The sequence below is a fragment of the Clostridium gelidum genome (assembly GCF_019977655.1).
In the GTDB taxonomy this organism is placed as follows: Bacteria; Bacillota; Clostridia; order Clostridiales; family Clostridiaceae; genus Clostridium; species Clostridium gelidum.
In genome coordinates this window covers 3,421,064-3,446,210 of sequence record NZ_AP024849.1, presented here as the reverse complement: position 1 = coordinate 3,446,210, position 25,147 = coordinate 3,421,064, and the positions used below count along the sequence as shown (strand labels likewise).

The window sequence follows — 25,147 nt, the reverse complement described above, 5'->3', positions numbered from 1 at the left end:
TAGTGAATATTTCAATTTGCAAGTGGTACAATAATGCAGCATCGCCTGTTCTTTTTTTTATTGATGATTTCGCAAATGTATGGGTTGATACAAATGGAAATGGAATTGTTGATTTAGAAGAAGACTGGGGATATTGGAAAAATCATAAAAATTCATCATTTAGATTTTTGAATGAAGTTGTGTTAAACGATTTTCCAAATATAAAAACTACATTTTTTACTCCTGTTGGTGCTCGAGTAGGAATGATAGAAAATCCTCAAGTTAAAACAGTTTCAAAAATGATAAATTGTGATGAAGAAACTAAGGCTTTTTTTAAGAGTATTAATGATAAAGAGAATTTTGAGATAGCATACCATGGAACAACTCATGGTAAAGTGGGGAAAACAAGTAGTGATTTTAAACAAGAGTGGAAACTTTTTAAAAGCATTGATGAGGCAGTAGATACTATAAATAAAGGAAAAGAAATATATAAAACTGTTTTTGGATATTATCCAAAGGGTGGGAAATATTGTGGATATGAAGCTAATGAATTTAGTGATGAAAGTATAGCTAGAACAGATTTTTTATGGTGGTGTAGATATTATAATAGAGGATTGCTCAATGATAAAAATCACTATATTTATAGTGATGACTTTAATACAGTAACCAGTTTTGATATAAAAGTCTTTGGAAAAAATGAAGTGATTGATATTCCATCAACCGTAAATGGTGGATTACTAACAGGGATTTTTAATCCTAATAAAAAAACATTAAAAGGAATTGCAAAGATTATATTAAAAAATTACTTATTAAAAAAGAAGCTTAATGAAATAGAGTTTCTATTAAAAAACAATTTAGTGATCAGCATACAGGAGCATATTTCTCCAGCAAGAGATGATGGAAGAAGACAATTACCTAACATATTTGATGATAAAGAAAGTTTGAAATTTATATTTAATTATTTAAAGGATAAAAATGTTTGGTATTGTACAGGGACAGAGGTTGCTGAATATTATATTTTAAGAAATAATATAAAATTTATAGGAATTAATGATAATGGATTCGCCATAGAGTATATTGGTAAAAGAAATCTTGAAAAGATGATTATAAGCATCAAAATAGATAGAAATAATATTATGATTATTGAACCTAATTCTGAAATAGTATTTGGAGATAATGGAGTGTTTAATATTCATGTACAAGATGGTTTGTATAAATTTGTTGAAAACTCTTTATAAAGCAAAATGCCATACATAAATATAGGAAGCAAAAGAATTCAATTATAAGTATGGCATTCATTTATAAAAACTTTTAAATAGCTATTTAGGCATAATCAAAAAAATTAATCTGTTGAAAATATAAATTGATGTATTTTCTTGGTAGTTAATTCTTTGTCAAATACATAATAGTAAATTCCATCTATAAGTTTTCCGCTACTATCTTCATCTTTTGGAAATCTATCCTGCAATATGGTTAAAGATTTAGAAGAATTTAAATTTACAGCGAAGGTAAGCAATTCTGATTTTTTTAAGTTAGTATAAATGAGAGGAAAAATTTTATCGTCAAGAGAGGGATATTCTGTTAATGGAATAGTTGCACACTTTTCTATAAGGTTACTTAATAATGTTCTCTGTCTCTGACTCCTCTCAAAATCTCCACCATCTGTATATCGTATTCTGCAATAAGCTAATGATTGTGTTCCATCTACAAGTTGATTTCCTGAAGTTACAATATTAGGAGAATTAGTGTGATTAAGTTCATTTAAATTGTATATATAGTTATTTATATATTTTAATTCTTCACTTGTTATTTTTAATTGTATTCCGCCAAAGGTATCTATTATTTGAGGTAATGATGAAAAGTTTACAACAATAACTTTATCTAAGTTTAAATTGAAATTTTGATTAATTGTCTGAAGAGCAAGCTGCGAACCACCAAAAGCATAAGCATGGTTTATTTTATCTTTCTTATTTATGGTAGGAATGGTTACATAAGAATCTCTTATAATGGAGCTTATTTTTAACTTGTTATTCTGATTATCGATTGTTAATATCATAATACAATCTGAACGGCCTGCAGTTCCTTCGGTTTCATCTATTCCTAATAGAGCTATATTTGTTATATTAGTGTCTTTGATAATAGTATTATTTGTTTTGGAAAGAGTCTCATTAATATTATTTTCACTATTATCTGCTTTAAGGTCAAAATTATTTTTATTAATATCTACCTTGTTTATTTTGGACAAATTTTCATTTGTTGTAATTAATAATCCTAGAAGAGTTAAACATAGTATAAATGTTATATAAAAAAATATTTTTTTGTAAGGCATTTTTTTCTTTTTTGAATGTTTATTTCTATGTTTATGCCATTTATGTTTACTTCTAGATATTGTTATTGAATGTTTACTATTTGCATACAATTAAAAGCCTCCTTAGTGATAATCAAAATAATATATGCTAGGATCAAATGAAATATATTAATATATGGTGAAAAAATTATATTTGGAATAATTTACATGAGGATTTGAATATAAATAGAATATGGTAAAATCTTTTTGCCATTTGAAATCATAGTAGTAATCTATTGATGTCCCATACTTATTTATTTATAACATTTTCCAATATATCCTTTTATAAATTTCTAAATATGCTTTAATACAGGGGTAGAGAAGTATAAGAAAGAGCCTAAATACATAAGACACTGTCTATATTAGAACTTCGAGTGATATAATAATTATTAACCAAAGTACAATAAAGGAAAGTGGGTATAAGGATGGTAAAATTAATTTTAGGATATAGTTTTATAGTATTTATTATATTATGGTTCTTTCATGGAGCACATAAGAAATGGTGACAACTTAATATCTGGAAAATACACCCATTATAGGTATTGAGTGTTCCTTATATGTATAAGTACAACTAAATTCAGCCATAGTGAGAAAACTTTACCTAAAAAATTAACGTTATATTGAATAATGGGATAAAGCATGAATAACATATAAAAGGTGGCATAACAAAATTTATAAAATCATCTTCAAAATTATTTGAAGATGATTTATTTTTTCAAATATTAAATAAAAACATATAGCCAAAAATTAAGATAACAATTATACTTAGAAAGTATACTATTATTTATAATAGTTGTAACTTAAGGGGGGCATAAGATGAAAAAAGTAAAAATAGCACTACTAGGATTGGGGAATGTTGGTCGTGGTGTTTGGATGATTTTAAATTCCAATAAAGAAGAAATTATGAAGAGATGCGGATATGAAGTAGAAGTGGCAAAGGTTCTTGTAAGAGATAGGAATAAGCCAAGAGGTGTAGAAATTCCAGATGAACTTATAACTACAGATTTTAATGATATTTTAAACGATGATACTATTAAAATTGTTGTTGAAGTTATGGGAGGAATTGAGCCAGCTAGAGACTATATGATTAAATGTATGGATAAGAAAAAGCATATAGTAACTGCAAATAAAATGTTGCTTGCAACTGGTGGCGATGAGCTTTTTGAAAAGGCTGATGAAAAGGGAATAATGTTTAATTATGAAGCAAGTGTAGCTGGAGGAATTCCAATTATAAAGGGAATAGATGAAAGTCTTACTGCTAATAAAATAGAAACTCTTTATGGTATCGTAAATGGTACAACTAATTATATTTTAGGTAAAATGGAACTTGAAGATGCTGATTTTTCAGATGCTTTAAAGGAAGCTCAAGAAAAGGGTTATGCAGAAGCTGATCCTACATCAGATATTGAAGGCTTTGATGCTCAATATAAATTAGCAATACTTGCATCATTAGCTTTTGGATCAAAAATAGATGTGAAAAATGTATATAGAGAAGGTATAACTAAAATTGAAGCAGTTGATATGAAGTATGCTAAAGAATTTAAAATGGGAATTAAATTACTTGCAATTGCAAAAGAAATTAATGGTAAGATAGAACTTAGAGTTCATCCTACAATGATTCCTAAGAAACATCCACTTGCAAATGTTTATGATTCATATAATGCAGTATTTATAAAAGGAAATGCAGTTGGAGATGTAATGTTTTATGGAAGAGGAGCAGGAGATCTTCCAACAGGTAGTGCTGTAGTAAGTGATATTGTTTCTATAGTAAGAAGTAATGTTGATACAGAAAATCCTAATCCAGTAGTAAAGAACAACCTATGGAAAAGAGAAATTTTAGATATGGGTGATGTTGAAAGTAAATTCTACATCAGAGCTACAGTATTAGATGAATCAGGAGTTCTAGGAGAAATAACAGCAATACTTGGAAGACACAATGTAAGCATTCGTTCAGTTATACAAAAGGGCGATGAAGAAGAGGGTCAAGTAACAATTGTATTAGTTACTCATAGAACAAATGAAGCTCAAGTAAACAGTGCAATTAAAGAAATTACTAATTTAAAATCAGTTGACAAAATAGATAATATAATAAGAATAGAAGATTTTAAATAAAGTACATAGTTTAGATTTATCTACACGTGTAATTATGTATATATATTATAGGAAACACCATCTTTTGTAATAAAAGGATGGTGTTTTATGTTGGAATAAAAATTAAACATTGGTAAAGGTGTGACTCTAAATGAGGCTTTGAGTTGTTAAAAAGGGGTGATTGTTTTGGCTGGTAAAATAAAAAATGATTTATGAGATTATTGAGGAAAGATTTAATGGTAATCCTGTAATTAAAGAAATGACTAGAGCAATAATATCTAAGGGATTTAATTGAAAAAGATTAAGTTGAAATTCTCTAATATATATAAATAAGGTAATATAAGTAATTTTATATACATTAAATAAAATATTAACAAAGTATGCTTATTAATATTTTATTTAAATGAAAAATATAATAAAGTATTAACTAAGTAATTACCATTAAGACATTATAAATTCTTAATTAAAAGAAAATTAACTAGATAAAATTTATTAACTTTGAATTGTTATATTATTAACATAACTTGACTATATTCGACAAATATGTGATACTAAAAACAACAAGAAAACATTTACACTGGAAATGAGAAATAAAATTTAAAAATGTAGGCTGTAGAGAAATAGAGAATAGAGCCACATAAAACTAAATTTACTTATGGTAATTTATTATTACTAAGTAAATTTGAATCTTATATTTTAATCACTATAAGGAATATATTGATTAAATATAAAGAAGTTTTATGTGGCTATTATTATGGCCAAATTTAAGGTATAAGCTTGCAGTGTAATGTTTTCTAAGGAAAATTAACATTAAGAGAATAAATTTAGAAAGTGGGTGAAAATTGCTTAAAAACTTATTTAATTATATTAAATAAGTTAGAAAATGAATCAATATTGTAAAGTTTGAAAGGGGATAATATTATGACAATATTTTTTGCAGAACTAGTTGGTACTTTAATACTTATTCTTTTAGGTGATGGTGTTGTTGCGAACGTTGTCTTGAAGAATTCAAAGGGGAACGGATCAGGATGGATTGTAATCACAACGGGATGGGCTTTGGCAGTAGCAATTCCAGCTCTCATTTTTGGAAGTTATAGTGGAGCTCATTTTAATCCAGCATTAACAATTGCACTTGCAGTTATAGGAAAGGTAGCTTGGAGTCAAGTTCCAATATATTTCGCAGGACAATTTTTAGGAGCATTTCTAGGAGCAGTTTTAGTATTCATTTTCAATTATGATCAATTTAAATCTACTGATAATAAAGGGGACAAGCTTGCAGTATTTTGCACAGGTCCAGCTGTAAGAAATACAACAATTAACTTTATATGTGAGGTTATAGGAACATTTGTATTGGTCTTTGGAATTTTAGGAATGGGAGCTCAGAATTTAACTAATGGAATGGGTACATTATTTGTAGGGTTATTAATTTGGGCAATTGGTTTAAGTTTAGGTGGAACAACAGGATATGCAATTAATCCAGCTAGAGATTTAGCTCCAAGAATTGCACATGCAATATTGCCTATACCAAATAAGGGAGATTCAGATTGGGGATATGCATGGATTCCAGTTATTGCACCAATCATAGGAGCTGTTTTAGGGGCAGTATGTTTCACAATGTTTTCATAGTAAATAAAATAATAGTGTAAACTTAATAATATAAAAGTTAAATCCAAAATATAAGAAATAGTAATTAAAATATTTAATCAATTAAAAATTAAAGTTGACACTAAAAGATAAATATGTAATACTGAGAAAAAAAGAAAACAGTTACATAGGAGTATGCATGAATATTAAAGAGTTATTAGAAGAAAATCCAATTATAGCCGCAGTAAAGAATGAAGAACAATTAGAACTAGCAGTAAATTCATCTGCACAAATAATATTTGTTTTATTTGGAGATGTGATGAATATCAAAAAAACAAGTGAAATTATTGCATCTAACAATAAAATGGGAATAATTCATATAGACTTAGTTGAAGGTTTCACAAACAAGGAAGTGGTTATAAGATTTATAAAAGAAGAAACTAGATTTGATGGTATAATTAGTACAAAACCTCAAGTTGTCAAACTTGCTAAAAAATATAATTTAGTAGCAGTTCAAAGAGTTTTTATTTTTGACACACTTTCATTAAATACTGTTAAAAACCACATGATATCAGAATGCGATGCAATAGAAGTGTTACCGGGGATAATTCCAAAGGTACTTGGAATAATTTCAAAGTATTCCAATAAACCAGTAGTTGCTGGGGGACTTATTGAAACGAAGGAAGAGGTAATGCAAGCATTGAGTTCAGGGGCAACATGTATATCTACAACTAAAAAAGAAATTTGGGATATGTAGGCTATAGAGAATTAGAGAATAGAGCCACATAAAACTAAATTTACTTAGGAAAACTTTATGAGTACTAAGTGAATTTAAAACTTATACTAAGCGCAATGTATGTATATTATTGTTTAAGGTATGGGCAGTGTTTTATGTGGCTATAATTGTGGCCAAAATTACTAAAATATATACAAAAATTAATATTTTTGAGATAAATTCGTTATCCAAAATTAATTTGTATAAGTATCTATAAGAGTATTATTTTCAAATGAAATATTAATGTATTAAATGTTAAAATGGCATAAATTAAGAAAGAGGTGTACAGTATGAAAAAATATATAATAGCTTTAGATCAAGGAACAACAAGTTCAAGGGCAATAATTTTTGATAAGGAACAAAACATATTAGATGTAAGTCAAAAGGAATTTACTCAAATTTATCCTAATGCAGGATGGGTTGAACATAATCCGTTAGAAATATGGGCAAGCCAATATGGAGTTTTGCAAGAAGTAATGGCAAAAACTAATATAACTCAAGAAGAAATAGCAGCTATAGGTATTACTAACCAAAGAGAAACAACAATAGTTTGGGATAGAAATACTGGAGAACCTGTATATAATGCCATAGTATGGCAATGCAGAAGAACAGCAGCTATAGTAGAAGAACTTAAAAAAGATATAAAATTTAACGATTACGTAAGAGAGAATACAGGCTTACTATTGGATGCATATTTTTCAGGAACTAAAATAAAATGGATTTTAGATAATGTTGAAGGTGCACGTGAAAGAGCAGAAAAAGGTGAATTAGTATTTGGTACAGTAGATACCTGGTTAGTATGGAAACTTACAAATGGTAAGGTACATGTAACTGATTATACAAATGCATCTAGAACAATGCTTTATAATATAAAAGAATTAAAATGGGATGAAAGAATACTAGAAAAACTTAATATTCCAAAGTCAATGTTACCAGAAGTGAAAAATTCATCTGAAGTTTATGGATATACCAATCTTGGTGGTACAGGTGGCGTTAGAGTTCCAATAGCAGGTATGGCAGGAGATCAACAATGTGCATTATTTGGACAAACTTGCTTTGAAGCTGGTAGTGTAAAAAATACTTATGGAACAGGCTGTTTCTTACTTATGAATACAGGAGAAAAAATGATTCAAAGTAAAAATGGATTATTAACAACTATTGCAATTGGAATAGACAATAAAGTTCAATATGCATTAGAAGGTTCAGTATTTGTTGGTGGTGCTGTTATTCAATGGATTAGAGATGAACTTAAATTAGTTACTGATGCAGCGGATACAGAGTATTTTGCGAGTAAGGTAAAGGATAATGGTGGCGTATATGTTGTTCCTGCATTTACTGGACTTGGTGCTCCATACTGGGATATGTATGCGAGAGGAGCTATCTTCGGTTTAACAAGAGGTGCTAATAGTAATCATATAATTAGAGCAGCACTTGAATCTATTGCATATCAATCAAAAGATCTTATAGATGCAATGCAAGAAGATTCAGGTTGTAAACTTAAAAGTATTAGAGTTGATGGTGGAGCTAGTAGAAATAATCTATTAATGCAATTCCAAGCAGACATTACAGGAACAGAAGTTATAAGACCTATAATAACTGAAACAACAGCTCTTGGTGCTGCATATTTAGCGGGACTAGCTGTAGGCTTCTGGGAGTCAAAAGAAGAGATTGCTAAGGCGTGGTCTGTAAGCCAAGCTTATACACCAAATTTAGATGAAGCTAAGAAGGAAAAATTATATAAAGGTTGGAAAAAAGCAGTAGAAAGAGCAAAAGGTTGGGAAGAGGAGTAAATACTAAGATACTGTAAAAATAGTAATAAGTACTGGACAAGTATACGTTTGTAAGGTATACTATAAATATAAATTGAATATAAAGTGCTTAGAGAATTTAGAGTCAAGCATAAAAACTATGGTGAATTATCACCATGTTTTTAGCTTGGCTTTTTTTGTGCAAATAAGGAGGATGTAACATGTATGATGTAGCAATAATTGGAGCAGGTGTGGTTGGAAGTTCTATTTTTAGAGAACTAACAAAGTACAATTTGAAAGTAGTTGTTTTAGAGAAAGAAAGAGATGTATCAATGGGGTCTAGTAAAGCTAATTCAGCAATAGTTCATGCTGGGTATGATCCTAAAGAAGGTACACTTGCGGCGAAGTACAATGTGCTCGGAAATGAAATGTTTGAAGGGTTATGTAAAGAATTAAGTGTTCCTTTCAAAAGAAATGGATCATTAATCATAGCTTTTGATGAAGAGGATTTGAATACAGTAAAAGCTCTTTATGAAAATGGGACTAAGCTTGGAGTAAAGAATTTAAAGGTTTTAAGTAAAGACGAGGTTTTAAAATTGGAACCAAATCTTAATGAAGAAATTAAAGGAGCGTTATATGCACCAACTGGTGGTATAGTTGGACCATTTGAATATACAATTGCTTTAGTTGAAAATGGAGTATTAAATGGTGGAGAAATTCTATTAAAAAAAGAAGTTGTTTCAATTGAAAAAAATGAAAGTTTCAAAATTGCAACTAGTGATGGACGAGTTGTAGAAGCTAAATTTGTTATAAATGCAGCTGGACTTTATGCAGATAAGATCCATAATTTAATTTGCACAGAAAGTTTTAAGATACTTCCAAGAAGTGGTGAGTATTATGTAATGGATAAAAATCAAGGGAAAGTGGTTAGCCATACAATATTCCAATGTCCATCCAAGCTTGGGAAAGGGGTTTTAGTTACTCCAACAGTTCATGGGAATTTACTTGTAGGACCTGATGCTAGAGATATAGAAGACAAAGAGGATTTAGGAACTTTAGCAAATGGATTAGATGCAATACGAGAAGCTTCAATGCGTACAACTAAGAAGATTAATTTTAGAGAAGGTATAAGAAATTTTGCTGGTCTTCGCGCTGTTTCAGATACAGATGACTTTATAATAGAAGAAAATGATGAAATTAAAGGATTTATTGATGTAGCAGGAATGAAATCACCAGGATTATCTTCAGCACCAGCTATAGCATTGGGAGTAGTAGATATATTACATAAAGCAGGATGTATATTAGAAAAGAAAGAAAATTTCATAGCAAAGAGAGAACAAATTCATTTTATGGAGTTACAGGCAAAAGAAAAGGCTGAAGTTATAAAGAAAAATCCTCAGTATGGAAGAATGGTATGCAGATGTGAAAGCATAACAGAAGGTGAAATTGTAGATGCAATAAAAAGAAGCTTTGAAGTTCTTTCATTAGATGGTGTTAAGAGAAGATGTAGACCAGGAATGGGCAGATGCCAAGGTGGCTTCTGTGGACCAAAAGTTCAGGAGATAATTGCAAGGGAATATAATGTTCCACTTGAAAGTGTTGTCTTAGAAAAAGATAATTCTTATATTCTAACAGGTAAATCGAAGTAGAAGGAAGAGGGATAGTTATGAGTTATGAATTAATAGTAGTAGGTGGAGGGCCAGCTGGCCTTGCAGCAGCATATGAAGCATATAATAATGGAATAAAAAAGATATTAATTTTAGAAAGAGATAAGGAACTAGGCGGAATATTAAATCAATGTATTCATAATGGTTTTGGACTTCATACATTTAAAGAAGAACTTACGGGGCCTGAATACGCTAGTAGATTTATTGATATGATTGAAGATACTAACGTTGAAGTTAAACTTGATACAATGGTTTTAGAAATAGGAAAAGACAAAACAGTTTATGCAATAAATACAGAAGAAGGATATATGGAGCTTAAAGCTAAGGCTATAATTCTTGCAATGGGTTGTAGAGAAAGAACTAGAGGCGCTATTAACATACCGGGTGATAGACCAGCAGGAGTATTTAGTGCAGGTGCCGCTCAAAGATATATCAATGTAGAAGGATATATGCCGGGTAAGGAAGTTATTATACTTGGATCAGGAGATATTGGACTTATAATGGCAAGAAGAATGACTCTTGAAGGTGCTAAAGTTAAAGCCGTTGTTGAACTTTGTCCATACTCAAATGGATTAAATAGAAATATAGTTCAATGTCTAAATGATTATGATATACCATTATATTTATCACATACAATAGTAAATATAGTTGGAAAAGAAAGACTTGAAAAAGTTGTAATAGCACAAGTAGATGAAAATAAGAGACCTATTAAAGGAACTGAAAAGGAATTTGATGTAGATACATTATTATTATCTGTTGGATTAATTCCTGAAAATGAATTATCATCTAATGCTGGAATTGAAAGTGATAGAAGAACTAATGGTTTAATTGTCACTGAAAGCATGGAAACATCAGTAGATGGAATATTTGCATGTGGTAATGTAGTTCATGTTCATGATTTAGTTGATTTTGTAACTCAAGAATCAAAACATGCAGGTTCTTCAGTAGCAAAGTATATCAAAGGTGAACTTAAGAAAGATAAATATGTAAATATAATAAATGGTCAAAATGTAAATTATACAGTTCCACAAAGACTTAACGTAGATGATGTTCCTGATAAATTGACTGTATTTATGAGAGTAAATAATATATATCATGATAAAGCATTAGTTGTAAGAAGTGGTGACGAAGTTATAGCTAAATTTAAGAGAGCTCATTTAGCACCATCAGAAATGGAAAAAGTAGTTTTAAGCAAGGTGTTATTAGATAAAGTTAAAGGTGATATAACAATATCATTAGAGGATGGTGAATAAGATGGAAAAAGAATTAATTTGTATATGTTGCCCTAAGGGATGTCATTTGAAAGTAGATGCAGAAGCTAAAAACGTTACTGGTAATGGTTGTCCTAGAGGTATAGAATATGGAATAAATGAAGTTACAAATCCAGTGAGAGTAATAACTTCAACAGTTAAGGTTAATAATGGAGAATTAGCAGTAGCATCTGTAAAAACAAATAAGCCAATTCCAAAGGGACTTAATTTTAAGTGCATGGAGGAAATTAATAAGGTGGCAATGAGTGCTCCAGTTAAAATTGGAGATGTTGTAATAGAAAATGTTTTGGGAACTGGTGTGGATGTTGTTGTTACTAGAAATGTAAAAAGAATTTAATTAGGGGTCTTAAGATAGTGAACCATAAATATTGTGAAGAATATATATTCTTCACAATATTTATGGTTCACTATATTTATTATAAACAAGAACTTTAGGTAAAAATAATAGAAATAATATAGGGAAAATAAAGATTAATTTGTAAAATTTGTAGTATAATAAGGATAGGCTATCTATGGAGTATTCTTATTATTTTTTAGGAAAAAGTAAGTAAGTAGTGCTTGGGAGATGCTCATAATGAGCATAACACTCAGTTTGCTAAATTCCAATTTAAGGTTGGACAATATAAATAGTAATTTGAAGGAGGATTTTATGAAACGTATATTAGTTACAGGTGGAACTATATTTGTCAGTAGATATGTAGCAAAATATTTTGAAGCTAAAGATTATAAAGTTTATGTTTTAAACAGAGACACTAAACAGCAAATAGAAAATGTTAATTTAATATGTGCAGATAGAAATAATTTAAAAGATTCCCTAGGGAAATATTCTTTTGATGCCATAATCGATGTATGTGGATATAATCAAAAAGATATTAGAAATATATTAGATTCAGTAGGAGAATTTAAAGACTATATATTTATTAGTTCGTCTGCAGTTTATCCAGAAACAAATGAGCAACCATTTTCTGAGAATCAAAGTATTGGTTTGAATTCAATCTGGGGTAAATATGGAACTGATAAGGTTGAATCCGAAGAATATTTACTTTCAAGAGTTCCTAATGCATATATTTTAAGACCTCCTTATTTATATGGACCAATGCAAAATGTATATAGAGAGCCATTTATATTTGAATGTGCTTTAAAAAACAGAAAATTTTATATTCCTAACGATGGAAATATGAAATTGCAATTTTTCCATGTAAATGATTTATGTAGAGTTATTGAAAAAATTTTAGAAGACCATCCTAAGGAACACATATTCAATGTTGGAAATACAGAAGTAGTAGATATAAATACATTTGTTGAACTATGTTATAGAGTAGTAGGAACTCCTTTAGAAAAAGTATACATAACTAACCATGATAATCAAAGAGACTATTTTAGTTTTTATAATTATGAATACATCTTGGATGTTTCAAGACAGAATGAGCTATTACCAGAACAAAAGAGTTTATTTGAAGGACTAAAGGAGTCTTATGAATGGTTTAAGGATAATTCTAATGAAGTTGTAAAAAAAGAGTATATTAAATTTATTCAACAAAATTTTGAGTAACTAATTGTAGTGATAATTCAAATTTAATGAGATGGATAAATTCCAATTTTAAGTTAAGTATTATAAATAGTAATTTGTAGGAGTGATTATAGTATGGAAGATTTTCCTAGTTTTATGAAAAAAGAGATGAATAAAGTACCATCAGAACAACAAAATACGTCAGATATTGATGGGTATTATTTTGAAGGAAAAGACGGTAGTCAAATGGCATTTTGGACGTATTATTCTGATAGAGAATCAAAAGAACAAACACATGAATTTGATGAATATACTGTTTGTGTTGCTGGACAATATACAGAAATATTTGATGGTATAGAACATGTTTTAAATCCTGGTGATGAACTTTTAGTGCCTAATGGAATACCACATCATGGTAAATGTATTGTGCAGGTACTAGGACAATTCATGCATTTGGGGGAAAAAGAATTCAGAATGATTGATAGATAAATAATAAATTTATGAAGGAGATATTGAAAATGACTACATACGAAAAAAGTTTAAATGTTTTAGAAGAGATGTTTGCAAAAGATTATCAATTCGCTTTAGCAACATCGAATGATAATATTCCATCTGTTAGGTTTGTAGATACCTTTTATGATAATGGTGCTTTTTATATTGTTTCTTATGCAAAATCACAGAAAGTAAAAGACATTGAAAAAAATTCTGAAATATCAATGTGCAATAAACTTTATCGATTTAGTGGAACTGCCTGTAATATCGGACATCCATTATCAGAAGAAAATCATGCAATTAGAGAAAAATTGATAAAGGTATTTGAACCTTGGTATTTTGCACACAATAACGAAAATGATGAAAACATGTGTTATGTAAAAATAGAATTGAAACAAGGTTCCTTTTATAAAGACGGAACTGGATATAAAGTTGATTTTCAAAATAAAAAAGCTGAGGAATTTCCATTTACATTTGATGTTGTAATAATTGATTAATTTACAAATTTGGGATTTGTTGAGATAAATAAGGTGTAAAGTGATCTACATCCACTTAGGAAGTGAAATAATGATAATTGAAACAGAAATGCTAACTCTTAGTCCAATAAAAGAAATAGATTATGAAGATATTTGTGAATATGGTTGTGATGAAGAAATTGGACAATATATGATTTATTGGCCAAAGACAAAGGAAGAAATAAGAGCGTTCATTAATGATTGTATATCTTCAATGAGTTTAGAAAGTCCAACATGGTATGAATTTGTGATACGATTAAATAAAACTTCAAAAGTTATTGGAAATATTAGTTTGATAATCAAGGATTCAGAAGCAGAGATAGGGTGGATTTCAAACAAAAAGTATTGGAATAATGGCTATATGAGTGAAGCTGTTAATGCAGTTATTAATAATGCATTTGATAATTTATCTATATGTAAAATAGTAGCAACCTGCACAGATAAAAATATTGGGTCATACAGAGTTATGGATAAATGTAATATGAAAAGATTAAGCTTGGAAAAGAATCATAAAGCAATGCGAAAGGGAATTGAAGCAGTTTATGATAAATTAACATATATTATTGATAAATACTGAATATGAGTTATAGATTAGGATTTTCATTATAGTATTAGTATCTTAACAATTAATAAAAAGTTCCAATTATTCATAAAATGGTTCTTGATTAAGAATAAGCCACTGGAATTTAGAGGAGATATTATGTCTTTCAAGATGTAATATCTTTTTTAAATTTCTCTTAAAGTTATATAAATATGAAAAAATTGCAGTATTTTAATAGAAAAAAATTTATTAAATTTACTGCAATTTTATTAAGTAAAACATATATCTTAAATGTAGGCATTTAAAAATAACAAATTAGTATGTTTTCATATGCCTAAAATAATTTAAGAGGAATGATAAATATGAGAGAAAGAAAATATGTAAAATTTAGAGTTGATATGTATGATGGTACAAAATTTAAAATAATAGATATGAAACCTGAAAGAGATCTTGTTCACTATATTTGGACTAGATTTGTAACTTTAGCTGGAAAGGTTAATTTAGAAGGGGATTTATATCTTTCAAAAAACATTCCATATACAATAGAAACTTTAGCAATAGAATTTAATAGAGATACGGATCAAATTAAATTAGCATTAGATGTTTTAATAGAATTAGAAATGATTGAAATTACTGAAAATAATATTTATAGAGTGAAAAATTTTGCAAAGCATCAAAATATTAAGATCAAGGAAAAAATTAATTCTAAGGATAAAGAGGACAAGATAAATAACAAAAAAGTTCAGGTAAAAGAAAATTTAAAAAATGAAATATATTATAATAAAGATAAAGAATTTGAAAATAAAATAAGTCGAAATGAAGCAGAAAATGATACAAATGATGAGATGGGTAATTTAGAAATTACGCATAAAGATATTAACAAAATTTATGACAGTCTTAGTGGACAGAAGATTAATAATAATTCACAGGATAATATTTCTATACTTTTAGAGAAGAAAAAAAGTAAGAAGGCAAATAAGATCAATTGCCTTAATTTTGAAGAAGAAATTAAAGATAATGTAGTATTTTATTTTAGGGATGGAGATGAAAAAGGACTATTGAGTGAAGGGGAGAATGTTATAGAGGCGTGGTCATTTTGATTCATTAATGGTTTCATTATTTTTTAGAGTAAAAATGTATTTCTATTTAATTGTAAGGTAAGAAAAAGCTAAAGTTTCCACAAAACATATATGGTATTTAAAAACTTATTATGATATAATAAAAACTACAAAATAGAAATTATGATGGGAGAATAAAATGAATAATAAAAGTAGTGTTATTAAATTAATAAAAATATTGTTAGGAGCATATATAGGTATAGCAGTTCTATTATTAGTAACTAGCAGCTTAGTGCTAGATCTCAGCTTAAATGCAATGATTCTAGTAGTAATATTTGTAGTATGTACATTAGGTTATGGTATATTTATAAAAAATAAAAAATTTATAATAACAGCAGCAATAGTTGCTATATTGTATATTATAGCTATTATTGCATGTAGCCCATTAATAAGCTATAGTGCTCATAGAAATTTAATAGGCAATATAGAAGAAGTAGATTTTTCAAGTCAAATAGAATATATGGATATAAATCAATTACCTACTATAGACAAGGAACTTGCTAATAAACTTGCTGATAAAAAATTAGGCGAAATTACAAGCCTTGGAAGTCAAGTTACTGTTGGAGAATTGAACATGCAAAGTGTAAATGGACAATTATGTTATGTAGGACCACTTGAATATTCATCTTTTCTTAAATGGGTTACGAATAGGGAAGGTACAATAGGATATGTTAAGGTGAGTGCTACAAATCAAAATGATGTTGAATTAGTCACTACCCTTGATGGAAAAGATATTAGAATTAAATATTTAAATTCAGCGTATCTTTTCAGTGATTTAGATAGAGCTGCTTATTTTAGAGATATGAAAGCAGGGCATACAGATTATACCTTTGAGTTAGATGATACTGGAAGACCTTATTGGGTAGTTACAAGATATGATACTGGAGTTGGAATTAGCGAAACAAAGGCTACGGGTGCATTAGTAATGGATGCCCAAACAGGAGAGTCTAATGTATATGATATAAACAATTTACCAAGCTGGGTAGATAGAATACAACCAATGAACTATATTAATAGATATATAAATAAGTGGGGAGAATTAGTTCATGGAGTTTTAAATTTCACAGATAAAGATAAACTAAAGACGACTGGTGGAATGAATATTATCTATGACAAGAATATTTGTTATTATTATACAGGTATAACTTCAGTGGGTAGTGATGAATCCCTTGTAGGATTTACTTTAACTAATACTAGAACTGGAGAAACTAAAATGTATAAAACTGCTGGTGCAACAGAAGAAGCAAGTATGAAATCAGCGGAAGGGAAGGTTCAACAATACGGATATAAAGCAACCTTCCCATATTTAATAAACATACAAAATGAGCCAACATATTTTATGACATTAAAGGATTCTAATGGATTAGTTAAGCAATATGCTATGGTAAATGTTAAAAATTATAATACTGTAGGTGTAGGAGATACTCTTCAAGCTACTTTAAATAAATATCTTGAAGGATTGACTAATTCAAATATTTCTCTTGAAAGTGGAAATAAAGAAGAAATGCTAACAGGTGAAGTTGAAAGAATAGGATTGGTCATTAAAGAAGGAACAAGTATTTATGACATTAAACTTAAAAATAATGAAAATATTTTCAGCGTTTCAACCGAAACATCTAGAGCTGTGGCATTAACTAAACCTGGAGATTCTGTAGAAATGAAATTTATTAAGGTTGGAGATAGTAAATACATTATAATAAATTCATTTGTTAATTTACCAGTTGAAAATTTAGTAGAGAAAAAAGGGGAATAATAAAAAAATAATTAAAGTTTAATATTGTAATTTAAAAATGGATATGATATACTAAGAATGTTCCTAAGGGAATAAAAAAATATATCAAAGATTTAATTAGATTAAAATTTCTCCTTATGAGAAAGTATTAGTTAAGTAAGTCTTTAATTTGGAGGAATTGTAATGGAAGATAAAACATTAGTATGTAAAGATTGTGGAAATGAATTTGTATTTACAACTGGAGAACAAGAATTCTACAAAGAAAAAGGATTTGAAAACGAACCAGTAAGATGTCCTGATTGTAGAAGAGCTAGAAAGCAACAAAATAACAGAAGATAGTTTCTGTTTGAAAAAAGAGCTATAAGAGTTTACTCTTATAGCTCTTTATAATTAAAAAAGAACTCTATTAAAGTATATAGTATAGAGTTCTTTTTGCGTACATTTTAATAACTGTTATTGTATTTCTTTTCACGTGTCTAATTTATATAATCATTTTGAAAGTATAGTTTTGATCTTGATATGAGTATAAAAATTAAACCTATTAAATAATATATAACAAAGTTAGTATTATTTAATAGGTTTATTAGACACTCGAAAAATATATAATATTAATAATTTACATTTAATTAAGATTTAAATTCAAGAAATCTATAGCTTCAGTTTCACTAATGTCTTTAATAAAAGAAACTTCCTGAACTAAAAATTTATGAGCAGTGTTAAAAAGTTGTTTTTCACTAGCATTTAAAGACTTTTCTTTGTTCATAAGTATTAAATCATAAACTACTTCAGCACTATCCTTAAGAGAACCAGATTTTATTTTAGTCATATTATTTTGATATCTTTCTTTAGCTGATATACTTTCTAAACTATTAATTTTGTTAGTAAGATCAAATAATATATCTTCTAAAGTAGAATTATCAGTGATTTTACGCAAATTTGAATTTGATATTTTATCACTTGGAATCATTATTTCGAGATTATTTGATAGAATTTTAACTATTATGTACTCTCTATTCTCACCAGAAAAAATTTTATCTTCGATTCTATCAATAATACCTATACCTTGCATTGGGTAAACAACTTTATCTCCAATTAAAAACAAAAAAATACACCTCCATAATTATTTATACCCTCAAGGAGTACATCGTCTCATGTCTAGCTATTTAAAAACTATTATCTCTTTAGATAATATCTAAGAACATTAGTCACTCACATTAAGAGTAAGCTAGAAACCTTGTGAGTGTATCTATATTATACCATAATAAGTTCAAAAATCAAAATTTTAATATATCATATATTTAATATAGTGTCAATAATATTTTATGAAATATATATTAAATCAATTTAAGTATATTGGTATAGCCTAGTACCTAGTAAAGAATCGTCATAAGAGAAATATATATAAATTAAAGTTAATAATAGACACATTGTGAGGAAATATTATAAGGAAATGAAGAGCAAGAAAAAGAATTAAAAGAAACATTGAAAAAATTCGGAAATATATAAGTAATATAAAAACTTGATAATAAAAATTGTTTGATGTAAAATTAAGGAAATGATTACAATAAGAGGAGGTTGCTAATATGAAGGGCAAGAAAAGAAGAGAATTAAGGAAAAGATCTATAAAAAGTGATAGGAAGATAAATCAAAAAAATAAAAATTTGATTATAGATAAAATTTTATCCTATAATCCTATGATCCTTAAAGGCATTGAGGAATATAAGGATGCAAATAAGGATTTTACACTTCTAATATTTCTTTGCGCTTTGTTAATTAATTTTCCATTAATTTCAGTACCTTGTTGCATACTATCTATGATTTTCCTTATGAAAATGTTGCAATTTATAAGATATAAAAGCATATATAATATAGTAATAAAATTAGCAAAAGATTTATCCTTTAAGGGAATATATGATAGAGAAAAAACTGAGGATATGATAGACGATTTTAAAATTAAATATGGAGAAGATATTATTGAATATGAGGAATTAGCAAAAATGTTAGATGAGTATGACACTTTCGTAACTAAAATTGAATATGTTTTAAATAATATTAATATAAAAGAAGAAAGAAGCATTAACAATGAAGATGTTTTCAGAAAAAATGGAGGAATATCATTTCTTAATAAAGATAATAATATAACTTGTAGAGATATTAAAGGTAATCAACATAATAGCAGTGAAGTGAAGACTTATTATAAAGATATCAATGAAAAATTTGCTGTGCTTTACAAAAATAAAGATGGAAACATAAAAAAAATTCATAAAGCTATAGAATTTTTTGATGATGAAGATGATAAAACCTATAATAATCAAGATGCAGTTATATTAAATAATATAAATAGAGACAATAAAAAGCTTACAATATATTTATATAAGAAATCATCAAATTTACAAAAAAATGCATTATAAAGTACCATTTTATAATTAATAATTCTAACAAAAAAATAATTTGAAGAAAATAGTTATATGGACAACTCCTATTAATATTTAGCATATGCAAATGCTAAATATTAATAGGAGTTGTCTTTTTCTTTATTTTATAATAAAATCTAATAGGCATAGAAGTAAGAGTTTATCAAAAATTATTATATTTATGAATATATTAAGTTATTATGGAGGAAAATATGCAAGATGTAATGGTAATAGGTATAGCTGGTGGAAGTGGATCTGGAAAGACTACGTTATCAAAAAGGATAAAAGAAGTTTTTAATACTGAAGTGGTGATTCTTTGTCATGATTATTATTATAAATCCAATGAAGGAATTGCTTTAGAAGAGCGTAAAAAACTTAATTACGATCATCCTAATTCTTTTGACACAGATCTTTTAATTGATCAGCTTAAAAGGCTAAAAGAAGGAAATACAATATATCACCCTGTTTATTCTTTTGTTGAACATACAAGATTAAATGAGACTGTTGAAGTGAAGCCAACAAAGGTAATAATTATTGAAGGGATATTAATATTTGAAAATAAAGAACTCTGCGATTTAATGGATATCAAGGTTTTTGTAGATACAGATGCAGATGTAAGAATAATAAGAAGGTTACTTAGAGATGTGCAGGAACGCGGAAGAGATTTAGATTCTGTAGTAAATCAATACTTAAGTACAGTAAAACCCATGCATGAAGAATTTGTTGATCCGAGTAAAAGAAGGGCAGACATAATAATTCCAGAAGGTGGAGAAAATGAAGTTGCTTTAAGCATGCTCTTAGAAAAAATTAAAAGTTTATTAATCTAAAACTAATAATATATAACGTACTGGGATTTAGAAAATTTAAAGTTTTACATATATTCTGCTAAAATAAAGGAATTTTATTGTTTTAGTTACTAAAAACTTGGCTGTGGATTTCTGGCATTAAAAATGGGACAACTATTGAATTTAATATTTCTTTTGTATCTTTTCCATCATAGCTCCACCTAAATATGTGAATTTTAAAAGAAGCTTTTTTATTTTAATTTGTTAAATAGTAGCAAATTGACTATTGTATAAGGTACTGTAGAAACCATTTTGTGATAGCAATTCATCATGATTACCGTGTTCTATGATTTGGCCATCTTTTAATACTAATATTATATCTGCTTGCCTTATGGTAGATAGTCTATGTGCTATTATAAAACTGGTACGTCCAAGCATAATTTTGTTAAAAGCTTCTTGTATATTTATTTCAGTTCGTGTATCAATACTACTTGTGGCTTCATCTAAAATAAGCATAGGTGGATTTACAAGCATAACTCTTGCAATGCAAAGTAATTGTTTTTGACCAACAGAGATTTTTGCATAAATGATGATGCAAGAACTACAATTTTATGAGCAAGAGCAAGAGCAGGTCTTGGAATTGGCATAGTACCTAAATCAGCTATTAATTTTGAATTCATGGATAATATTAAATATAAATTAATAAATAATGATACCTTAAGAACTCAAATTTCTGCTATTTGGATAAAAGAGAGATATTTATCCTTGGCCGCAAAAAGATTTTTAGAGTTTTTTAAATAGGAGTTGGAAAATACAAAATAAAATGTTAATATAAATTAAGTAAATAATATTTAAGTTTAAAAGGGGACTATTACGGATGAGAAAAGTAGAAGCAATAATTTTTGATATGGATGGAGTATTAATTGATTCAGAAAGAAGATCTTTTGAATGTTTTCAAGAAGTTTTTAAAGAATATAATTATAAAATGGATGAAAAGTTTTATTTGAGATTAATAGGAAGAAATGTTAAGAGCATAAAAGTAATAATGGAAGAAGAGTATGGAACTGATTTTCCATTTGACACTATATATAAGAAGAAGGCTAATTTAGCAGGAGAAATTACTGATAGAGATGGAGTAATAATTAAACCGGGAGTTCATGAAATATTGGATTATTTGAATAAAGAAAATTATAAAATAGCAGTGGCTACTTCAACAAGAAGAGAAAGAGCACTTCAATTATTAGAACAGGCAAAAATAAAGGACAAGGTTAATTATATAATTTGTGGAGATCAAGTTGAAAATTCTAAGCCAGATCCAGAAATATTCTTAAAAGCAGCAAAAGGATTGGATGTAAATCCTGAAAAATGCATAGTTATAGAAGATTCAGATGCAGGAATAACAGCAGCCCATGCAGCTAAGATGATAGGCATACATGTTCCTGATATGAAATTTCTAGATGATGATACTAAGGAATTGGCGTTTAAGATATGTAATAATTTAATAGATGTAAAGAACTATTTAAAAGAAACTAAAGAAAACTAGAAGTGTTAATTATAATAAAGTTAGGTACATGAAAGCATTAGATAGGGAATAGTGTCTGTTAATTTCTTTCATCAGCCTTAAAATAAAAATAGGAATGCCTCAGAATTTGAGGCATTCCTATTTTTTATTGATAAATCATTTTAGGTTGAATTAACTTTGGCTTATATCCATTATCTATTAGTGCTTTCATAATTGATTCTTTATGGTCATGACCAAAAGTTTCCATAGTAATTTCAAGTTCAACTGCATTATTACGATTAATGCTAACAAATTGATTATGATCAAGCTTAATTATATTACCTTGAGCTTCCGCAATTACCTTAGATACATTTGTAAGTTCTCCTGGCTTGTCTGGAAGTAAAACGGAAAGTGTACAAATACGTTCTCTTTCAATTAAACCATGTTGTACTAAAGAAGCAAAAGTAATTACATCCATATTACCACCACTTATAATAGATACAACTTTTTTATCCTTAACTTCTAAGTGCTTAAGGGCCGCAACAGTTAATAATCCTGAATTTTCAGCAAGCATCTTATGATTTTCTAGCATATCTAAAAATGCACCGATTAATTCATGATCCTCAATTGTAATAATATCATCAATATTTTTTTGTATGTATGGGAACAGTTTAGAACCTGGAGTTTTAACAGCAGTACCATCAGCTATAGTATTAACATCTGGAAGAGTGACAACTTTTCCTGCTTTTAATGAGGCTTGCATACAATTTGCACCTGCTGGTTCTACACCAATAACTTTAATATTTGGATTAAGAAGCTTTGCTAAGGTAGAAACACCAGTAGCAAGTCCACCTCCACCAATTGGAACTAAAATAATATCAACAGTTGGAAGTTCTTTTATTATTTCCATTGCAATAGAGCCTTGGCCAGTTGCAACATCTAAATCGTCAAAAGGATGGATAAAAGTATAACCTTTTTCTGCAGCTAGTTCTAATGCATAATTGCAGGCTTCATCATAAACATCACCATGTAATATAACTTCTGCACCATATGCCTTTGTACGGTTTATCTTCATAAGTGGAGTAGTAGTCGGCATAACTACTATTGCTTTTGCATTATATTCTTTTGCTGCATAGGCAACTCCTTGTGCATGATTACCAGCGGAAGCTGTTATAAGTCCCTTGTTTCTTTCTTCGCAAGTAAGAGTACTAATTTTGTAGTAAGCTCCTCTAATTTTATACGCCCCTGTTTTTTGCATGTTCTCAGGCTTCAAATAAACTTTATTGCCTGTCATATCTGAATAATAATCACTGTAAACTAATTTCGTTTTTAATATTACTTTTTGCACAATCTCATATGCTTCCTCGAATTTATCTAATGTCATCATTTTAATAACCCCTTCTGTATGTATAATAAATATATAAATATCAATAGTTTTATGATAACATTTTAGAAATTTATGTCAAGGTACACTTTGCCTCAATAGTTTTGCCTTTAAACTTTTGAATTATAACTGAAAAAATTTAATTTCAAAAGGTAATTAATATTGGTAAAGAGTAAAAAATAGTAAGGTTATAGTAATTTTTATGAATAAAATAATTAGAAGATTTAGACAATAAATAAAGGAAGAAGCACAATTTTAATAAGTACTTCTTCCTTTATTTATTTAATTAGTGACCTTTGTGTTTTTCAAGCTTTTTCTTTTTCTTTAAATAAAGTCTTCTTTCTTCTTCTTGCTCTTTTTGTTCTTTGGATTTTTTCTTACGTTGTAGCTTACCTTCTTCATGTTGCAGTTTGATAGCTATTTGAGCTTTAGTCCATATTCCTTTTGCAGCTGTTTCTTTTTGAATCTTTCTTTGTAATCTTTTTGGATTTTGCTTTTTTTCAGTGAAAGTATTTTTATCAGATGAAATTGGATTACTAAAATTTAATGAATAGAATTTGTTCAATATAAGTTCATAAGTTTCTTCTTCTTTAGGCTCTGGCCCAAAAGTGAATTTACATACCTTGTATTCATCATTTTGGGTAACTTCAAAGATACCAATCCAAAAGGGATCGTTAAAAAGAACTGTTAAATTAATTTGTGATATCATAATTAAATCCTCCTGTAGATATAAATTCTTAGAGAATGGACAACCCAGGAGGGCAGGTTACTGCTATATTATTATATAGGTTCTGACTACCAGCAGAAACTGTGTTTTTATCTCTTAAGTAATACTATAAACTAAAATTGATTTGATTAAAAGGGTCTTATAAAAAAGCTTTGTAGCTATTCTATAAGTTCGAGGAAACATAAAGAGTTATAAATTGTAAAAAATATCAAACATAAATTAGTTAAAACTGCAAATTTGGCAAAAATCACATGTATGTGTATTCATTTTAACTTAAATAGTCCCAATAAAGTGAAAACTATGATAGAATATAATATAATATGTCAAATTGGAGTGATTGCTAAATATATGACAGAATAAGGAGCTTTAAGTATGAGAAAAAAGTTGAGAATCTGCTGCATACCAATTATATTTTATTTATCCACCCGGATATCAAGTTATCTTAATTCGTCGAATGACTTTGGAGACTTATCAATTTCAAACTCAATTCAGCAGATAAGTAGAAATAATCTAAATGAAAAAAGAGCTTATCCGGCATATGATACAATAATGAAAGAAGATGGAATGCCTCATTATAGAGTGCTCTTTTGGCTTCCTAAAGAGGCTACGAAGTTTGTTCCTTATGCCGATAGTGGAGTGAATACAGATGTTTCTTCTCATGGATCTGTAGAAAAATGGTCAGTGGAAGAAACTAAAATTACTAATGAGCGAGAAAAGTTGGTATTTATTTTTGTTCCGAAAACGTTTGTTTATTTATATGGAGATGGCTTCGAAAAAGTTATACACTTAAAATATAGTTAGTACATAATCTGATTAAAAATGTATAATTAACAATTAACGGTGAAGGATAAAAAGCTTGCTGAGAAAGTTATACTAGCTAAATACAAGATTTGGATATTCACTTTTCTTTTAGAATTATTAAAACTATTAATTTAATAATGTAGAAGTTTAATTATAACGTATATA

General features: G+C 28.2%; 23 protein-coding genes and 2 pseudogenes. 20 read left to right on the top strand and 5 right to left on the bottom strand.

The genetic code is table 11. The features are described 5' to 3' along the window. Positions 1 to 2: 2 nt before the first annotated feature. The gene (locus psyc5s11_RS15715; protein ID WP_224033445.1) at positions 3 to 1,217 is read left to right on the top strand and encodes a hypothetical protein; all 1,215 of its coding nucleotides are present in this window, start codon (positions 3 to 5) and stop codon (positions 1,215 to 1,217) included. 104 nt (positions 1,218 to 1,321) lie between these two features. Here the strand turns inward: psyc5s11_RS15715 and psyc5s11_RS15710 are convergent, their stop codons facing one another. Then, positions 1,322 to 2,398 carry an LCP family protein gene (locus psyc5s11_RS15710; protein ID WP_224033444.1) on the bottom strand — a complete coding sequence of 359 codons (1,077 nt, stop codon included), beginning with the start codon at positions 2,396 to 2,398 and terminating at the stop codon, positions 1,322 to 1,324. Between the two features lie 744 nt (positions 2,399 to 3,142). Here psyc5s11_RS15710 and psyc5s11_RS15705 point away from each other — a divergent pair. The 14 genes from psyc5s11_RS15705 (at position 3,143) to psyc5s11_RS15640 (ending at position 17,709) form a co-directional block, all read left to right on the top strand. Further along, positions 3,143 to 4,438, top strand: coding sequence for a homoserine dehydrogenase (locus psyc5s11_RS15705; protein ID WP_224033443.1), 1,296 nt, complete (start codon positions 3,143 to 3,145; stop codon positions 4,436 to 4,438). Between the two features lie 900 nt (positions 4,439 to 5,338). After that, positions 5,339 to 6,043: an MIP/aquaporin family protein gene (locus psyc5s11_RS15700; protein WP_224033442.1), complete on the top strand. Its 705-nt coding sequence runs from the start codon at positions 5,339 to 5,341 to the stop codon at positions 6,041 to 6,043. A gap of 157 nt (positions 6,044 to 6,200) precedes the next feature. After that, complete coding sequence (locus psyc5s11_RS15695) at positions 6,201 to 6,758, top strand: glycerol-3-phosphate responsive antiterminator (RefSeq protein ID WP_224033441.1); 558 nt, start codon at positions 6,201 to 6,203, stop codon at positions 6,756 to 6,758. A 308-nt stretch (positions 6,759 to 7,066) separates the two neighbouring features. Then, positions 7,067 to 8,566, top strand: coding sequence for a glycerol kinase GlpK (gene glpK, locus psyc5s11_RS15690; RefSeq protein WP_224033440.1), 1,500 nt, complete (start codon positions 7,067 to 7,069; stop codon positions 8,564 to 8,566). Positions 8,567 to 8,745: 179 nt separating this feature from the next. Beyond that, the gene (locus psyc5s11_RS15685; RefSeq protein WP_224033439.1) at positions 8,746 to 10,173 is read left to right on the top strand and encodes an NAD(P)/FAD-dependent oxidoreductase; all 1,428 of its coding nucleotides are present in this window, start codon (positions 8,746 to 8,748) and stop codon (positions 10,171 to 10,173) included. A gap of 17 nt (positions 10,174 to 10,190) precedes the next feature. After that, positions 10,191 to 11,444: an NAD(P)/FAD-dependent oxidoreductase gene (locus psyc5s11_RS15680; RefSeq protein WP_224033438.1), complete on the top strand. Its 1,254-nt coding sequence runs from the start codon at positions 10,191 to 10,193 to the stop codon at positions 11,442 to 11,444. Between the two features lies 1 nt (position 11,445). Next, entirely contained in the window at positions 11,446 to 11,799 is a 354-nt protein-coding gene (locus psyc5s11_RS15675) for a DUF1667 domain-containing protein (protein ID WP_224033437.1), read from the top strand. Between the two features lie 312 nt (positions 11,800 to 12,111). Next, complete coding sequence (locus tag psyc5s11_RS15670; protein WP_224033436.1) at positions 12,112 to 13,014, top strand: NAD-dependent epimerase/dehydratase family protein; 903 nt, start codon at positions 12,112 to 12,114, stop codon at positions 13,012 to 13,014. A 93-nt stretch (positions 13,015 to 13,107) separates the two neighbouring features. Beyond that, a complete protein-coding gene (locus psyc5s11_RS15665; protein ID WP_311196370.1) occupies positions 13,108 to 13,461 on the top strand; it encodes a cupin domain-containing protein in 354 nt (117 codons plus the stop codon). A gap of 29 nt (positions 13,462 to 13,490) precedes the next feature. Continuing rightward, positions 13,491 to 13,961: a pyridoxamine 5'-phosphate oxidase family protein gene (locus psyc5s11_RS15660; RefSeq protein WP_224033435.1), complete on the top strand. Its 471-nt coding sequence runs from the start codon at positions 13,491 to 13,493 to the stop codon at positions 13,959 to 13,961. Between the two features lie 70 nt (positions 13,962 to 14,031). Then, the gene (locus psyc5s11_RS15655) at positions 14,032 to 14,556 is read left to right on the top strand and encodes a GNAT family N-acetyltransferase (RefSeq protein WP_224033434.1); all 525 of its coding nucleotides are present in this window, start codon (positions 14,032 to 14,034) and stop codon (positions 14,554 to 14,556) included. Positions 14,557 to 14,882: 326 nt separating this feature from the next. Next, complete coding sequence (locus tag psyc5s11_RS15650; RefSeq protein WP_224033433.1) at positions 14,883 to 15,620, top strand: phage replisome organizer N-terminal domain-containing protein; 738 nt, start codon at positions 14,883 to 14,885, stop codon at positions 15,618 to 15,620. Between the two features lie 157 nt (positions 15,621 to 15,777). Beyond that, positions 15,778 to 17,391 (top strand): cell shape-determining protein, encoded by a 1,614-nt coding sequence (locus psyc5s11_RS15645; RefSeq protein WP_224033432.1) that lies wholly within the window; start codon positions 15,778 to 15,780, stop codon positions 17,389 to 17,391. A 162-nt stretch (positions 17,392 to 17,553) separates the two neighbouring features. Then, positions 17,554 to 17,709: a zinc-ribbon domain-containing protein gene (locus tag psyc5s11_RS15640; protein WP_158337274.1), complete on the top strand. Its 156-nt coding sequence runs from the start codon at positions 17,554 to 17,556 to the stop codon at positions 17,707 to 17,709. Positions 17,710 to 17,992: 283 nt separating this feature from the next. Here the strand turns inward: psyc5s11_RS15640 and psyc5s11_RS15635 are convergent, their stop codons facing one another. Next, complete coding sequence (locus psyc5s11_RS15635; protein ID WP_224033431.1) at positions 17,993 to 18,472, bottom strand: CarD family transcriptional regulator; 480 nt, start codon at positions 18,470 to 18,472, stop codon at positions 17,993 to 17,995. 481 nt (positions 18,473 to 18,953) lie between these two features. Between psyc5s11_RS15635 and psyc5s11_RS15630 the strand changes: the two genes are divergently transcribed. After that, a complete protein-coding gene (locus psyc5s11_RS15630) occupies positions 18,954 to 19,781 on the top strand; it encodes a hypothetical protein (protein WP_224033430.1) in 828 nt (275 codons plus the stop codon). Between the two features lie 215 nt (positions 19,782 to 19,996). Further along, entirely contained in the window at positions 19,997 to 20,611 is a 615-nt protein-coding gene (gene udk, locus psyc5s11_RS15625; protein ID WP_224033429.1) for a uridine kinase, read from the top strand. Positions 20,612 to 20,833: 222 nt separating this feature from the next. Here the strand turns inward: udk and psyc5s11_RS15620 are convergent. Continuing rightward, positions 20,834 to 21,145, bottom strand: a pseudogene (locus psyc5s11_RS15620) (ATP-binding cassette domain-containing protein); the annotation flags it as partial. A gap of 57 nt (positions 21,146 to 21,202) precedes the next feature. Here psyc5s11_RS15620 and psyc5s11_RS28230 point away from each other — a divergent pair. After that, positions 21,203 to 21,370 (top strand): annotated as a pseudogene (locus psyc5s11_RS28230) (LysR family transcriptional regulator substrate-binding protein); the annotation flags it as partial. Positions 21,371 to 21,446: 76 nt separating this feature from the next. Further along, positions 21,447 to 22,112 (top strand): HAD family hydrolase, encoded by a 666-nt coding sequence (locus psyc5s11_RS15610; RefSeq protein ID WP_224033428.1) that lies wholly within the window; start codon positions 21,447 to 21,449, stop codon positions 22,110 to 22,112. A 124-nt stretch (positions 22,113 to 22,236) separates the two neighbouring features. Here the strand turns inward: psyc5s11_RS15610 and ilvA are convergent, their stop codons facing one another. Together ilvA and psyc5s11_RS15600 are read right to left on the bottom strand one after the other, a co-directional pair. Then, a complete protein-coding gene (gene ilvA, locus psyc5s11_RS15605; RefSeq protein ID WP_224033427.1) occupies positions 22,237 to 23,457 on the bottom strand; it encodes a threonine ammonia-lyase in 1,221 nt (406 codons plus the stop codon). 283 nt (positions 23,458 to 23,740) lie between these two features. Then, positions 23,741 to 24,163, bottom strand: a complete 423-nt coding sequence (locus psyc5s11_RS15600; protein ID WP_224033426.1) for a YjdF family protein — start codon at positions 24,161 to 24,163, stop codon at positions 23,741 to 23,743. A 390-nt stretch (positions 24,164 to 24,553) separates the two neighbouring features. Between psyc5s11_RS15600 and psyc5s11_RS15595 the strand changes: the two genes are divergently transcribed. Beyond that, positions 24,554 to 24,982, top strand: coding sequence for a hypothetical protein (locus psyc5s11_RS15595; RefSeq protein ID WP_224033425.1), 429 nt, complete (start codon positions 24,554 to 24,556; stop codon positions 24,980 to 24,982). The last annotated feature ends 165 nt before the right edge of the window (positions 24,983 to 25,147 follow it).

What these genes read in the sequence shown, in the direction of transcription:
- psyc5s11_RS15705 (WP_224033443.1), top strand. Translation starts at nt 3,143, where the DNA reads ATGAAAAAAGTAAAAATAGCACTACTAGGATTGGGGAATGTTGGTCGT.
- psyc5s11_RS15700 (WP_224033442.1), top strand. Translation starts at nt 5,339, where the DNA reads ATGACAATATTTTTTGCAGAACTAGTTGGTACTTTAATACTTATTCTT.
- psyc5s11_RS15695 (WP_224033441.1), top strand. Translation starts at nt 6,201, where the DNA reads ATGAATATTAAAGAGTTATTAGAAGAAAATCCAATTATAGCCGCAGTA.
- glpK (WP_224033440.1), top strand. Translation starts at nt 7,067, where the DNA reads ATGAAAAAATATATAATAGCTTTAGATCAAGGAACAACAAGTTCAAGG.
- psyc5s11_RS15685 (WP_224033439.1), top strand. Translation starts at nt 8,746, where the DNA reads ATGTATGATGTAGCAATAATTGGAGCAGGTGTGGTTGGAAGTTCTATT.
- psyc5s11_RS15680 (WP_224033438.1), top strand. Translation starts at nt 10,191, where the DNA reads ATGAGTTATGAATTAATAGTAGTAGGTGGAGGGCCAGCTGGCCTTGCA.
- psyc5s11_RS15675 (WP_224033437.1), top strand. Translation starts at nt 11,446, where the DNA reads ATGGAAAAAGAATTAATTTGTATATGTTGCCCTAAGGGATGTCATTTG.
- psyc5s11_RS15670 (WP_224033436.1), top strand. Translation starts at nt 12,112, where the DNA reads ATGAAACGTATATTAGTTACAGGTGGAACTATATTTGTCAGTAGATAT.
- psyc5s11_RS15665 (WP_311196370.1), top strand. Translation starts at nt 13,108, where the DNA reads ATGGAAGATTTTCCTAGTTTTATGAAAAAAGAGATGAATAAAGTACCA.
- psyc5s11_RS15660 (WP_224033435.1), top strand. Translation starts at nt 13,491, where the DNA reads ATGACTACATACGAAAAAAGTTTAAATGTTTTAGAAGAGATGTTTGCA.
- psyc5s11_RS15655 (WP_224033434.1), top strand. Translation starts at nt 14,032, where the DNA reads ATGATAATTGAAACAGAAATGCTAACTCTTAGTCCAATAAAAGAAATA.
- psyc5s11_RS15650 (WP_224033433.1), top strand. Translation starts at nt 14,883, where the DNA reads ATGAGAGAAAGAAAATATGTAAAATTTAGAGTTGATATGTATGATGGT.
- psyc5s11_RS15645 (WP_224033432.1), top strand. Translation starts at nt 15,778, where the DNA reads ATGAATAATAAAAGTAGTGTTATTAAATTAATAAAAATATTGTTAGGA.
- psyc5s11_RS15640 (WP_158337274.1), top strand. Translation starts at nt 17,554, where the DNA reads ATGGAAGATAAAACATTAGTATGTAAAGATTGTGGAAATGAATTTGTA.
- psyc5s11_RS15630 (WP_224033430.1), top strand. Translation starts at nt 18,954, where the DNA reads ATGAAGGGCAAGAAAAGAAGAGAATTAAGGAAAAGATCTATAAAAAGT.
- udk (WP_224033429.1), top strand. Translation starts at nt 19,997, where the DNA reads ATGCAAGATGTAATGGTAATAGGTATAGCTGGTGGAAGTGGATCTGGA.
- psyc5s11_RS15610 (WP_224033428.1), top strand. Translation starts at nt 21,447, where the DNA reads ATGAGAAAAGTAGAAGCAATAATTTTTGATATGGATGGAGTATTAATT.
- ilvA (WP_224033427.1), bottom strand. Translation starts at nt 23,457, where the DNA reads ATGATGACATTAGATAAATTCGAGGAAGCATATGAGATTGTGCAAAAA.
- psyc5s11_RS15600 (WP_224033426.1), bottom strand. Translation starts at nt 24,163, where the DNA reads ATGATATCACAAATTAATTTAACAGTTCTTTTTAACGATCCCTTTTGG.
- psyc5s11_RS15595 (WP_224033425.1), top strand. Translation starts at nt 24,554, where the DNA reads ATGAGAAAAAAGTTGAGAATCTGCTGCATACCAATTATATTTTATTTA.